Source organism: Aliivibrio sp. EL58 (genome assembly GCF_900312675.1).
GTDB lineage: Bacteria > Pseudomonadota > Gammaproteobacteria > Enterobacterales > Vibrionaceae > Aliivibrio.
On record NZ_OMPC01000001.1, the window covers coordinates 1 to 11,803 of the forward strand.

9 protein-coding genes, 3 tRNA genes and 2 rRNA genes are annotated in these 11,803 nt (G+C 39.8%); 3 read left to right on the forward strand and 11 right to left on the reverse strand.

Annotated elements, in window-relative coordinates; translation table 11 throughout:
- The 7 genes from ED622_RS00005 to ED622_RS00035 form a co-directional block, all read right to left on the reverse strand.
- Positions 1-138, reverse strand: a 23S ribosomal RNA gene (locus ED622_RS00005); the annotation flags it as partial.
- Positions 139-525: 387 nt separating this feature from the next.
- Positions 526-601, reverse strand: a tRNA-Val gene (locus tag ED622_RS00010).
- A 61-nt stretch (positions 602-662) separates the two neighbouring features.
- Positions 663-738, reverse strand: a tRNA-Lys gene (locus ED622_RS00015).
- A gap of 4 nt (positions 739-742) precedes the next feature.
- Positions 743-818: transfer RNA gene (locus tag ED622_RS00020), tRNA-Glu, on the reverse strand.
- Between the two features lie 88 nt (positions 819-906).
- A 16S ribosomal RNA gene (locus ED622_RS00025) occupies positions 907-2,464 on the reverse strand.
- Between the two features lie 449 nt (positions 2,465-2,913).
- Complete coding sequence (locus ED622_RS00030; RefSeq protein ID WP_105064278.1) at positions 2,914-3,291, reverse strand: AAA family ATPase; 378 nt, start codon at positions 3,289-3,291, stop codon at positions 2,914-2,916.
- Positions 3,291-4,214, reverse strand: coding sequence for a LysR family transcriptional regulator (locus tag ED622_RS00035; RefSeq protein ID WP_122031951.1), 924 nt, complete (start codon positions 4,212-4,214; stop codon positions 3,291-3,293). The genes ED622_RS00030 and ED622_RS00035 overlap by 1 nt, the downstream gene beginning before the upstream one ends.
- A 90-nt stretch (positions 4,215-4,304) precedes the next feature.
- Between ED622_RS00035 and ED622_RS00040 the strand changes: the two genes are divergently transcribed.
- The 3 genes from ED622_RS00040 (at position 4,305) to ED622_RS00050 (ending at position 6,959) form a co-directional block, all read left to right on the forward strand.
- Positions 4,305-5,501, forward strand: coding sequence for a glycine C-acetyltransferase (locus tag ED622_RS00040; protein ID WP_122031952.1), 1,197 nt, complete (start codon positions 4,305-4,307; stop codon positions 5,499-5,501).
- On the forward strand, positions 5,501-6,532 hold the full coding sequence (tdh, locus tag ED622_RS00045) for an L-threonine 3-dehydrogenase (RefSeq protein WP_122031953.1): 1,032 nt from the start codon (positions 5,501-5,503) through the stop codon (positions 6,530-6,532). The genes ED622_RS00040 and tdh overlap by 1 nt, the downstream gene beginning before the upstream one ends.
- 79 nt (positions 6,533-6,611) lie before the next feature.
- The gene (locus ED622_RS00050) at positions 6,612-6,959 is read left to right on the forward strand and encodes a DOPA 4,5-dioxygenase family protein (protein WP_122031954.1); all 348 of its coding nucleotides are present in this window, start codon (positions 6,612-6,614) and stop codon (positions 6,957-6,959) included.
- Between the two features lie 46 nt (positions 6,960-7,005).
- On the opposite strand, the gene ED622_RS00055 is transcribed toward ED622_RS00050, so the two are convergent.
- The 4 genes from ED622_RS00055 to ED622_RS00070 all read right to left on the reverse strand — a co-directional run bounded on the left by ED622_RS00055 (position 7,006) and on the right by ED622_RS00070 (position 11,718).
- Positions 7,006-8,235, reverse strand: coding sequence for a hypothetical protein (locus ED622_RS00055; protein WP_122031955.1), 1,230 nt, complete (start codon positions 8,233-8,235; stop codon positions 7,006-7,008).
- Between the two features lie 183 nt (positions 8,236-8,418).
- Positions 8,419-10,752 (reverse strand): Lon protease family protein, encoded by a 2,334-nt coding sequence (locus ED622_RS00060; RefSeq protein WP_122031956.1) that lies wholly within the window; start codon positions 10,750-10,752, stop codon positions 8,419-8,421.
- Between the two features lie 186 nt (positions 10,753-10,938).
- Positions 10,939-11,223: a hypothetical protein gene (locus tag ED622_RS00065; RefSeq protein ID WP_122031957.1), complete on the reverse strand. Its 285-nt coding sequence runs from the start codon at positions 11,221-11,223 to the stop codon at positions 10,939-10,941.
- A 303-nt stretch (positions 11,224-11,526) separates the two neighbouring features.
- On the reverse strand, positions 11,527-11,718 hold the full coding sequence (locus ED622_RS00070; protein ID WP_122031958.1) for a hypothetical protein: 192 nt from the start codon (positions 11,716-11,718) through the stop codon (positions 11,527-11,529).
- Positions 11,719-11,803 lie beyond the last annotated feature (85 nt).

Consider the following 11,803-nt stretch of genomic DNA (forward strand, 5'->3'; position numbering starts at 1 on the left):
ATGCTAGTGGGTTTCCCCATTCAGAAATCGTAGACTCAAATGGTTTTTACTACCTAATCTACGCTTATCGCAAGTTAATACGTCTTTCATCGCCTCTGACTGCCAAGGCATCCACCGTGTACGCTTAGTCACTTAACCATACAACCCCAAGAGGTTTCGTATGGCATAAACAACCAAGGTTGAACTCGTCATTGCGAGTTCTGGTTTTTCGCCGGATTCGCTCTTTACCTCTACTTAAAAAGTAGAAATAAAATAATACCAAGAACACTTGAATGTGTTTTTAATTTGCTTATCTAAGATAAACAAAAGATATTAAGAACTTTTAAATTTTGATTTATCTAACTCGTAAGTTAGCTAAATCAGTCAGCTTTCCAAATTGTTAAAGAGCTATATAAAATCATCAACATTGTTAATGATAAAATACTTTTTAAGCATTTTCAGACACAAAAAATCCGAACCTAGGTCAATTTCTTGAACTGGTTTGGAATCCTTCCAGAAATATTTAAAGAGTATATCCATATGAAATGGTGGGCGATACCGGGCTCGAACCAGTGACCCCCTCCTTGTAAGGGAGGTGCTCTCCCAACTGAGCTAATCGCCCACATAATATTTCAATTTACTCCTGACTCTATCAGAAATAAACCCATTCTCTGTGGAAAGAATGGTGGGTCGTGCAGGATTCGAACCTGCGACCAATTGATTAAAAGTCAACTGCTCTACCAACTGAGCTAACGACCCTAAGTGGTATCCCGTAGGGGAGTCGAACCCCTGTTACCGCCGTGAAAGGGCGGTGTCCTAGGCCTCTAGACGAACGGGACACTATGAAGGTGTCGGGCACCTTCAAATCTCTTTATTTTTTCAACCTTCGCAATCTGTGTGAACACTCATAAATCGTAATCTATCGTTTAAGGAGGTGATCCAGCCCCAGGTTCCCCTAGGGCTACCTTGTTACGACTTCACCCCAGTCATGAACCACAAAGTGGTGAGCGTCCTCCCGAAGGTTAAACTACCCACTTCTTTTGCAGCCCACTCCCATGGTGTGACGGGCGGTGTGTACAAGGCCCGGGAACGTATTCACCGTGACATTCTGATTCACGATTACTAGCGATTCCGACTTCACGGAGTCGAGTTGCAGACTCCGATCCGGACTACGACGCACTTTTTGGGATTCGCTCACTATCGCTAGCTTGCAGCCCTCTGTATGCGCCATTGTAGCACGTGTGTAGCCCTACTCGTAAGGGCCATGATGACTTGACGTCGTCCCCACCTTCCTCCGGTTTATCACCGGCAGTCTCCCTGGAGTTCCCACCATTACGTGCTGGCAAACAAGGATAAGGGTTGCGCTCGTTGCGGGACTTAACCCAACATTTCACAACACGAGCTGACGACAGCCATGCAGCACCTGTCTCACAGTTCCCGAAGGCACAAGTCCATCTCTGGTCTCTTCTGTGGATGTCAAGAGTAGGTAAGGTTCTTCGCGTTGCATCGAATTAAACCACATGCTCCACCGCTTGTGCGGGCCCCCGTCAATTCATTTGAGTTTTAATCTTGCGACCGTACTCCCCAGGCGGTCTACTTAACGCGTTAGCTCCGAAAGCCACGGCTCAAGGCCACAACCTCCAAGTAGACATCGTTTACGGCGTGGACTACCAGGGTATCTAATCCTGTTTGCTCCCCACGCTTTCGCATCTGAGTGTCAGTGTCTGTCCAGGGGGCCGCCTTCGCCACTGGTATTCCTTCAGATCTCTACGCATTTCACCGCTACACCTGAAATTCTACCCCCCTCTACAGCACTCTAGTTCACCAGTTTCAAATGCGGTTCCGAGGTTGAGCCCCGGGCTTTCACATCTGACTTAATGAACCACCTGCATGCGCTTTACGCCCAGTAATTCCGATTAACGCTCGCACCCTCCGTATTACCGCGGCTGCTGGCACGGAGTTAGCCGGTGCTTCTTCTGTCGCTAACGTCAAGATRTGCAGCTATTAACTACACACCCTTCCTCACGACTGAAAGTACTTTACAACCCGAAGGCCTTCTTCATACACGCGGCATGGCTGCATCAGGCTTTCGCCCATTGTGCAATATTCCCCACTGCTGCCTCCCGTAGGAGTCTGGACCGTGTCTCAGTTCCAGTGTGGCTGATCATCCTCTCAGACCAGCTAGAGATCGTCGCCTTGGTGAGCTCTTACCCCACCAACTAGCTAATCTCACCTGGGCTAATCTTGACGCGAGAGGTCCGAAGATCCCCCTCTTTGGTTCCTGTTCGTAATGAACAAAAACATTATGCGGTATTAGCTATCGTTTCCAATAGTTATCCCCCACATCAAGGCATATTCCCAGGCATTACTCACCCGTCCGCCGCTCGTCAGCAAATTAGCAAGCTAATTTCTGTTACCGCTCGACTTGCATGTGTTAGGCCTGCCGCCAGCGTTCAATCTGAGCCATGATCAAACTCTTCAATTAAAGTTTTTTGGTTTGTTTCAGCAGAAACAAAACCAGCTCAATGATTAATACTGATTTCTTACATAAATAAATTAGTGTAGTCACTCAGTTCATTGATAGTTGCTCACTTATAAATAAGTTAAGCTATTTTGACTATCAATCCATAAGTGTCCACACAGATTGCTAAGGTCTAATTATTAAAGAGCTCAAAACTCAGCTTTCGCCATGTTTTGCGTGAAGTGTCATTTAAATTACTAAAAGTAAGCTGCAAGCAACTTTTGAAAACTCGGTTCGCGTCAATGTTTCACTTCTTGTTATCACCGCTAGCCCTTACTAATAAAGGTTTGCTGTGACAACGGAAGCGAAGTATAGAGATTTAATGATGAGTTGCAAGCCCTTTTTAAACATAAAAAATCAACCGCTCAAAAAACAAACAAATCGAAAGTAAAATGCTCAACCCTGAGCTAATTTTAGGCCTCCCACTCCTTTTTCATCCTTTTGATTACATTTTCAGGGACATTATGAGTGCTTTTAAATTTTCCCTTGCACACATCTATCTCTAATACAGCATCGTACTTTTGAGCAATTTTTCTGTATGCATCCATTTCCCACTGCTTTACAAAAGTATTAGCGACGACAACACTTCTGCCATGATATAAGTGGAATTCACATTGTAACTGACACCATTGATGAGCAGAGCTTAAAAGAGTACCATCAAAACAGTAAGCCCCCTCTTCATTCACAAAAAACTGATCCGCTTCAAGATGTATCAGATCCAAACTTTGTGCCAAGGTCGATTTACCACTTCCCGGCAAGCCTCTCAATAATCGTAACTCTAGCTTCTTCATCACTTACTCTGCTCTTTCATTAAATTCTCTTTTACAAATTCAGTAAAAACTTTTAAACGAGAAGGCATATATTTATTCTGAGCGTATTGCATAGCGATAACACCATGATAATTTCCTTTTATTTGCCAATCAGAGAGAACGGGAACAACTTCGTTATTATCTAACGCCTCTTTGATAACAAAATCAGGGAAAATCCCGATACCAAAACCATCCTTCACTCCATTCAATCGCATTTGCGAATGGTTAACAGCATAACGACCAGTCACGGCAATAACATGGCTTTCTTCAGCTTTTACAAATTCCCAAATATGATCCGTTGTCGTTTCACCTAAATAAAGACAGTCATGATGAGTAAGATCATGTGGGTGGGTTGGCAATCCTCTCTCTTTTATATAAGAGGGACTAGCACATAAGCTGAGATTAACCTTTCCTATTTCTTTCATGATCAATCCTTCTGTTGGTTTATCGGTTAAACGAAAAACCACATCAATCCCTTGAGCTATCATATCGATATCACCATCCGATGCTCTTAGCTTTAATTGGATTTTAGGATACTTAATCAAAAATGGGGTAATTAATGGTTGAAGTACGATCGTTAAAAATGCTTTTGGGGCTGCAACCGTCAAACTTCCAGACGGAACAATATGCTCTGAGCTCGAAATATCAATCGCCTGCTGTGCCGCTTCAACCATAATGACAGATTGTTGGTATATTTTTTTACCAGACTCCGTGATCAGCAGACTACGCGTTGTTCGCTCAAACAACTTAACAGAGAGTGCATTTTCCAAACGAGTAATAAGCTTACTCAACGCCGACGGAGTTACACCCAGCTTTTTAGCCGCCGCCGTAAAGCTGCCTTCATTTACGACTATAATAAAAGTCGCTAAGTCGGGTAATAGATTAATAAGTTTATTTGTGACCATGATTCACTAATGCTTTTCCTTTTTTAGGGATAATAGTCGCAATCACTTTCAATTAGAATCTATTTATCATAACTACAAGAAGGAAAGATAATGTCTTCTGCATTCTACACTCAGATCCAAAATCAAATTGAAGAAGTAAAGAGCGAAGGTTTATACAAATCTGAACGTATTATTACTTCAGCTCAAAAAGCATCAGTTTCTATCTCTACTGGTCAAGAAGTACTAAACTTCTGTGCAAACAACTACTTAGGTTTAGCTAACCACCCTGCTCTTATTGAAGCAGCAAAAAATGGTATGGATGAGCACGGCTTTGGTATGGCTTCTGTCCGTTTTATCTGTGGTACTCAAGACTCACATAAAGTACTAGAAGAAAAACTATCTACTTTCTTAGGTAAAGAAGACACGATCCTTTACACATCATGTTTTGATGCAAACGCGGGTTTATTCGAAACAATTTTAGGTAAAGAAGATGCAATCATCTCTGATGCCCTAAACCATGCATCAATCATTGATGGTGTTCGCCTTTGTAAAGCAATGCGTTTCCGTTACGCAAACAACGACATGGCTGAGTTAGAAGAACAACTAATTGCAGCAAAAGAAGCTGGCGCTCGTCATACACTTATCGTTACAGATGGTGTGTTCTCAATGGACGGCGTAGTTGCTAATCTTCCGGCTATCTGTGATTTAGCTGATAAGTACGAAGCACTGGTTATGGTTGATGACTCTCACGCTGTTGGCTTTATGGGCGAAAACGGTGCTGGTACTCATGAGCATCATGACGTTATTGACCGCATCGATATCATTACTGGTACGCTAGGTAAAGCAATGGGTGGCGCATCAGGCGGTTATACTTCAGGCAAAAAAGAAGTGATTGATTGGTTACGTCAACGTTCTCGTCCATACCTATTCTCGAACTCTGTTGCTCCTGCGATTGTTTCTGCCTCTATTCGTGTTCTTGATTTACTGGCTGAGTCAGGTGATTTACGTACAAGCCTATGGGAAAACTCTGCTCATTTCCGTACTCGCATGGAAGGCGCTGGTTTCACAATGGGTGGTGCTGACCACGCTATCATCCCAATCATGCTAGGCGATGCAAAACTAGCTGCTGAATTCGCAGAGCGTGCGTTAGAAAAAGGCATCTATGTTGTTGCTTTCTCTTTCCCAGTCGTGCCTAAAGGCCAAGCTCGTATTCGTACACAAATGTCTGCTGCTCATTCTCGTGAGCAACTAGATCGCGCAATTGATGCCTTTATCGCTGTAGGTAAAGACATGGAGATCATCAAATAATGAAAATTAAAGCACTTTCAAAACTAAAACCTGAAGAAGGCATTTGGATGACCGAGGTTGAAAAACCTGAAATGGGTCATAACGATCTTCTTATCCGTATTAAGAAAACTGCAATTTGTGGTACTGATGTACATATCTACAACTGGGATGAATGGTCACAAAAAACCATTCCTGTTCCTATGGTTGTAGGTCACGAATACGTGGGTGAAGTGGTTGGTATCGGCCAAGAAGTTCGTGGTTTTGAAATTGGCGACCGTGTTTCTGGCGAAGGTCACATCACTTGTGGTCACTGTCGTAACTGTCGTGGCGGCCGTACCCACCTTTGTCGTAATACAACAGGTGTTGGTGTAAACCGCACAGGCGCATTCTCTGAGTTCTTAGTGATTCCTGCATTTAATGCATTTAAGATCCCATCTGAGATTTCTGATGATCTAGCATCAATCTTTGACCCATTTGGTAACGCGGTTCACACTGCCCTATCATTTGACTTAGTGGGTGAAGACGTTCTTATCACAGGTGCTGGTCCAATTGGTATCATGGCTGCTGCAGTTGCTAAACACGTTGGTGCTCGTCACGTTGTAATTACTGATGTAAACGAATACCGCTTAGATCTTGCTAAAAAGATGGGCGTTACTCGTGCCGTAAACGTAATGAACGAGAAACTTGAAGACGTAATGTCAGATCTAGGCATGACAGAAGGCTTTGATGTTGGTTTAGAAATGTCTGGCGTTCCATCGGCATTCAACAGCATGCTAACTAACATGAACCATGGTGGTAAAATATCTCTATTAGGTATTCCACCATCTGACATGACTGTAGACTGGACTCAAGTGATCTTCAAAGGCTTGGTTATTAAAGGTATCTACGGTCGTGAGATGTTTGAAACTTGGTATAAGATGGCAAGCTTGATCCAATCAGGCCTAGATCTAACACCAATCATCACTCACCACTACAAAATTGATGACTTCCAAGCAGGCTTCGACATGATGCGCTCTGGTATGTCAGGTAAAGTTATTCTAGATTGGGAATAATCATTCTCATTTAAAATGAACTATAATAAGGCTAAACTTCGGTTTGGCCTTTTTTATATTTCCTATTTAAGAAGATAATATGTACGAATCAGACATCAATGGTTATCATGTTCACGTTTATTTCGATCAAACAAGTATCGATTTTGCTGTTAGTTTAACAGAGCAGCTGCATGAGAAATTTGGATACCAATTAGGAAACGTGAATCAAAAACCTGTCGGACCTCATCCAGTTTGGAGTCGACAAGTTTCTTTCAAGCATCATGATTATGATGAAGTAATGGTATGGCTAGAAGAAAATAGAAATCAATTATCGGTGTTAGTCCATCCGTTAACTGAAGATGAATATCTTGATCATACTAGCTCTGCGGTGTGGTTAGGTTTACCACTAGAGCTAGATCTTAGTATATTCAAAGATAAAGAAGAATAGCAGCAATTAACTTCTCTTAATTATCAACTAGATTAAGAGAAGTGTTTTACTTAGCTTTATAAATTGAAAATTCCTTTGTCAATTTATACTCAGACCATTCTTTCTCTTTCATCGCTTCAAGATAGGCTTGTTTTGCTGCAATAAATGCGTTTTTATCACTCATTGTCTTCGTTGAAAATATTTTAAATTTATAGCTGCTTCGTGGTGTTTGTCCAATAATCCCTTTATAGATGGTTTCATCGTCTGTCACTTTAACAACGACCCCAATAATACCAGATGAGGGATGAGCAGCTTTGAAGTACTTACCTTTTGCCGATTCAGCTTTACGCTCATTTTTATAATTTGCCCAATTATAATTGGCTTTCATCAACGCGACTTTTCTCAATACATGTGTAGGATGAGTACAAGCTTTAAATTTGTTCAGTTCTATCTTCGAACCTGTCTTAACAAATTCTTTTTTTACAACAAAATGAGATTTATCATCCGCTTCAATCATTAATATTTGCTTTGGTTTTCTTCTAAATTCAAACCAAGTCTCTTTAAACTCAGCCATGCAACCATCCATTGCCTTTTGAATTAATTGGTCACAAATTTCACGCATTTCAAATTTAGATAATGGGGTTGTCGTTAATGTTTTACTTGGTCTAAACGTTTTGATGTCTGCATCTTTCGTTTTTAAGTAAGTATCTAGTACCTCACCAATTGCATTTAATTCAGCAAGGAACGCACCAAGATCATCAAAATTAACGTTATATAAACTACGAGAAAAGTTATGAGAACGATAGCAAGATTTACTTTCATGGCGTTCAAAGTGACTGTTCACATAAGGTGTGCCATTAACCATTGATAACTTTAGCTGAATGTTTGGGTGTAAGCCTTGGTAAGCTGATTTGGCAGTAAAGGTTTTTGTTTTTCGTGCTGCATCTGCAGTTTCATATTCATCTTGCTCAACCAATTCAGCAATAGACCACGCCGCTTCAATGATCGCTTCTGAACGAGCATCAACATCACTCTCTTCATTTTCAAAATCGGCGTAATAAGCTTTACTGTAATAAGGTTGACCTTTACGAGCAAAACGTACTTGTGCAAATTCCATTCTACGGCGCTTAGTCGATTGACCATCATTCCAATTAATACCAATTGGTATCCAATATTCAGTGCCTGCTATATCAACCAGTTTTACTCGTAACAATAAATTTTCTTCGATGTAAGTTTTTTTTCCACGTACGATCAAAAAAGTACTGTAATCAAGTCGTGGAGATAAGGGATGATACATAGTAAAGCCTCTGAGCACATTGGAATAAACAAATAACAGGCATAAAATAGGTTGGGATAAAGCGCTTTTTATTTTATTGTTATCTGCTGATGATTATATCACCGTTTTAATTATTAATTCAATTCTCTTATAACAATATAAAAAAAGGCATAAAAATGATCTTATGCCTTTCTCTAATTTTATTTAAGAAGCGAATTTAGAGCGAATGATAGTATAAATGCCACCACTACTTTCTGACTCAACAGGAGAGCCCATCAATAGTTCAATCGCTTCACTAACATGCTGAACAGGCCAAATCGTAAATGACCCTTTTTCTATTGCTTGAGTCACTTCACTGTTTAACATTAGATTTTGGATATTAGAATGAGGAATTATCACCCCTTGATGTGCTTTTAAGCCTTTAATTTTACATACTTGATAAAAACCTTCAATTTTTTCATTTACGCCACCAATAGGCTGCGCTTCACCAAATTGATTCATCGACCCTGTTATTGCAATATCTTGACGTATTGGCTTTTCAGAAAAAGCGGAAATAATAGAGCAGAACTCAGCCATTGATGCGCTGTCTCCATCAACCCCTCCGTAAGACTGCTCAAATGCCAAGCATGTCTTTAATGGAATTCTTTTTTCACTTCCAAATAACGAAGATAAGTAAGCACTAAGAATAAACACTCCTTTTGAGTGGATACTGCCTCCAAGCTCTACTTTTCTTTCAATATCAAATACCTCCCCCTTACCAAACGAAGTGGTTGCGGTAATTCTATTTGGCATTCCAAATTGGTGATTTGATGTAGATAAAACAGACAGTGCGTTGACTTGGCCAACAACCCCACCTTCTGTCTCCATTAAGGTTGTACCATTAACAAAGCTTTGCATTACTCCATCTTGAACTCGATTAACTCGATGCTCTTTATTCGCTAATGCTTGTTCTACGTGTTTTAAACGGATCATATTTGACTTAGCCGCTCTTGCTATGTAGTTAGTTTCTTTTAATAAATTGGAAATATCCGCAGAATGTAAAGAGAGTCGATTTTGATCCCCAGTCTGACGGGAGCTGTATTCTATAATTCGTTCTATCGCTTTTTTATCACATTGCAGCATTTTACCATCATGTACAATACTCGAAATAAATTGTGCATAATGAAATTCTGAAGCCTCAGTTCTTGGCATGTCGTCTTCAAAATCAGCAGTGACTTTAAAAAGCTCACTAAATTCTGAGTCATAATGTTGAAGTAATTGATAAGTTTGATAGTCTCCAAATAAGATTATTTTTACATTTAGCGGAATAGGCTCTGGCTCTAAAGACACGGTTCCTGATAGCGTCACTTCCCTTTCAAGAGAACTTAGGTTTAGGTTTTGAGAGCGTAATGCTCTCTTTAATCCATCCCAAACATACGGTCTTTCAAGCACTTTAACCGCATCCATGAGTAACACTCCGCCATTCGCCTTATGAAGACTACCGGCGCGAATTAATGAATAATCTGTAAATACAGTTCCTTTAAATGTCGCGTTTTCTATGTATCCGAATAAATTGTGATAACTCGGGCTTTCTTCGACAATTAATGGGAACTGCTCATCTTTTTGACTAACAAGTAGATTAATTTGATATCTACGAGGTAACCTTTTCTCTAAAGAAGCATATGCCAGTTCAGCGTCTTCATTACCCTCTTGGAGGAACACATCAAAGTTTTCTAAGATGTCTTTTTCCATATCCTTAAGGTGTTGAGAAATGATTTTTGAATCACTGTATTTAGTTTTAATTACTTCAAAGTTAACCGTTAATACCTGAGAAACAATTTCTTCATTTAACTTTTCAATCTTATCGGAATATTTATCTTCCCATTCCGTCAACTGACGAACAAGACTGCGTAATTTAATTTCTAATTCATCAATAATTGACTCAAGTTGACGCTGCTCTTGTCTATCTAATGCATCAAATGTTTCTTCGCTATGTAGCTCTTCACCATTCATTGCTATAAATTGATAATCACCTTGAGTCGTAACCGCCAGGCTAATACCTTTACTTTTCGCTTCTTTCGTTAATGAACCCAATAATGATTCTTGTTTATCAGCTAATTGATTTTTAAGCGTACCTGTTCTGGTGTAATACAGCTCATTATCAAATGCTAATGGAATAGCCTTCACCAGTTTCAGAGTGATCTTTTCAATTTCTTTTTTGAAATTCAGCCCCGTTCCTACCGGTAATTTTAGTACTTTGGGTGCTCGAGTATCATCAAAGTTGGTGACATAGCACCAATCACAAACACCATTGCCTGCAGGGTTATGGCGCTTAAGATAACGCAGAACCATGGTTCTCTTACCAAGCCCATTCTGACCAACGGCATAGATATTATAACCACGGTCAGGAATAGACATAGCAAATTCAACCGCTTGTTGCGCTCTGTCTTGTCCTACAATTTCATCAATGGGAGTTATATATTTAGTTGATTTACATGTACTTTCATCTAGGTTTGCTGAACGATAAACTTGCTTATGCGTGAGAGGTAAAGTAGACATAAGGCGACCTCTTATTTTGTTATAATTCCCATCAGTATAGATTGAAAAAAATAACAATTAAGTGACCTAGAGTTAAATATTTGAAAAATTTACGGTTTTTACAAAGGGAAATGGTTGACTTATAAGCAGATAAAGAAATGGCGTAGCCACTTACATGATCACGCCATTCAAAGAAACTTTGGGTAATTAACGCTTCACAGCTGCCGTTGGAGCGTAGAATGTTTGGCCGGTTTTCGTCTCAAACTTTACAAAACCTTTATTCGTAAAGGTTTTAACTACCTTACCTTTACGCTTGTAGTCCAGCTTTTTACAATCTGAAGGAAGCTTTGCCTTACCATTATCTTTACGATTCAAAAAGATTTTCATCGATTTCTGGTTGTCACAAATAACGCGATTCTTTTCAATCATTGGTGAGGCAGATATATTAGCTGAAAACAACAGCAGAGAAAGAGAAAGTAAGATTTTTTTCATGGACGCTCCTTAGTATGAAATACAATCATACCACATAAACAGGCATGCGTACCGATAAGGGTATATCTAGATTATCGTGATCCCCCTTAATATTATTAAATAACAACAAAAATAAATGGCTTTTTTATGCATGCTTACGTTGCTAGCTCTTTCTAGTATTCAGAGCCGTTCAGCTCAACAGGCTAACCTAATTCAGAATATTCAGTAGCTAATTGAATAACAATATCACGAGATACTATTGCTGTTGTCCAAGGCCAGAAACAAAAAAACCAGCACGAATGCTGGTTTTTTATTACTGAGAACTTAACGATATAGACCAAGGTCTTTTTGTAAGTGCTCTGATAATTCAGAAGTATAATGAGTTGACATCGTTTGGTCTTTACCAAATAAAACATCAACTAAATGAGCAATCAATCCTTTGATACTTACTGAATAGGCCTTCTTTTCCAAAGAAGAAGTAGCGATGTTGTTAATGTTCATTGCTGCTTGTGCCATGATTGCCTCACTTGAAATTCATAAAATGTTTTTGATGAGAGGATAATAAAACTAAATTCACACCTCAAAAAATGACTTTTTCTCC

Bases quoted from the DNA above. Each gene is read 5' to 3' on its own strand.
- ED622_RS00030 (WP_105064278.1), bottom strand. From the start codon at position 3,291: ATGAAGAAGCTAGAGTTACGATTATTGAGAGGCTTGCCGGGAAGTGGT.
- ED622_RS00035 (WP_122031951.1), bottom strand. From the start codon at position 4,214: ATGGTCACAAATAAACTTATTAATCTATTACCCGACTTAGCGACTTTT.
- ED622_RS00040 (WP_122031952.1), top strand. From the start codon at position 4,305: ATGTCTTCTGCATTCTACACTCAGATCCAAAATCAAATTGAAGAAGTA.
- tdh (WP_122031953.1), top strand. From the start codon at position 5,501: ATGAAAATTAAAGCACTTTCAAAACTAAAACCTGAAGAAGGCATTTGG.
- ED622_RS00050 (WP_122031954.1), top strand. From the start codon at position 6,612: ATGTACGAATCAGACATCAATGGTTATCATGTTCACGTTTATTTCGAT.
- ED622_RS00055 (WP_122031955.1), bottom strand. From the start codon at position 8,235: ATGTATCATCCCTTATCTCCACGACTTGATTACAGTACTTTTTTGATC.
- ED622_RS00060 (WP_122031956.1), bottom strand. From the start codon at position 10,752: ATGTCTACTTTACCTCTCACGCATAAGCAAGTTTATCGTTCAGCAAAC.
- ED622_RS00065 (WP_122031957.1), bottom strand. From the start codon at position 11,223: ATGAAAAAAATCTTACTTTCTCTTTCTCTGCTGTTGTTTTCAGCTAAT.
- ED622_RS00070 (WP_122031958.1), bottom strand. From the start codon at position 11,718: ATGGCACAAGCAGCAATGAACATTAACAACATCGCTACTTCTTCTTTG.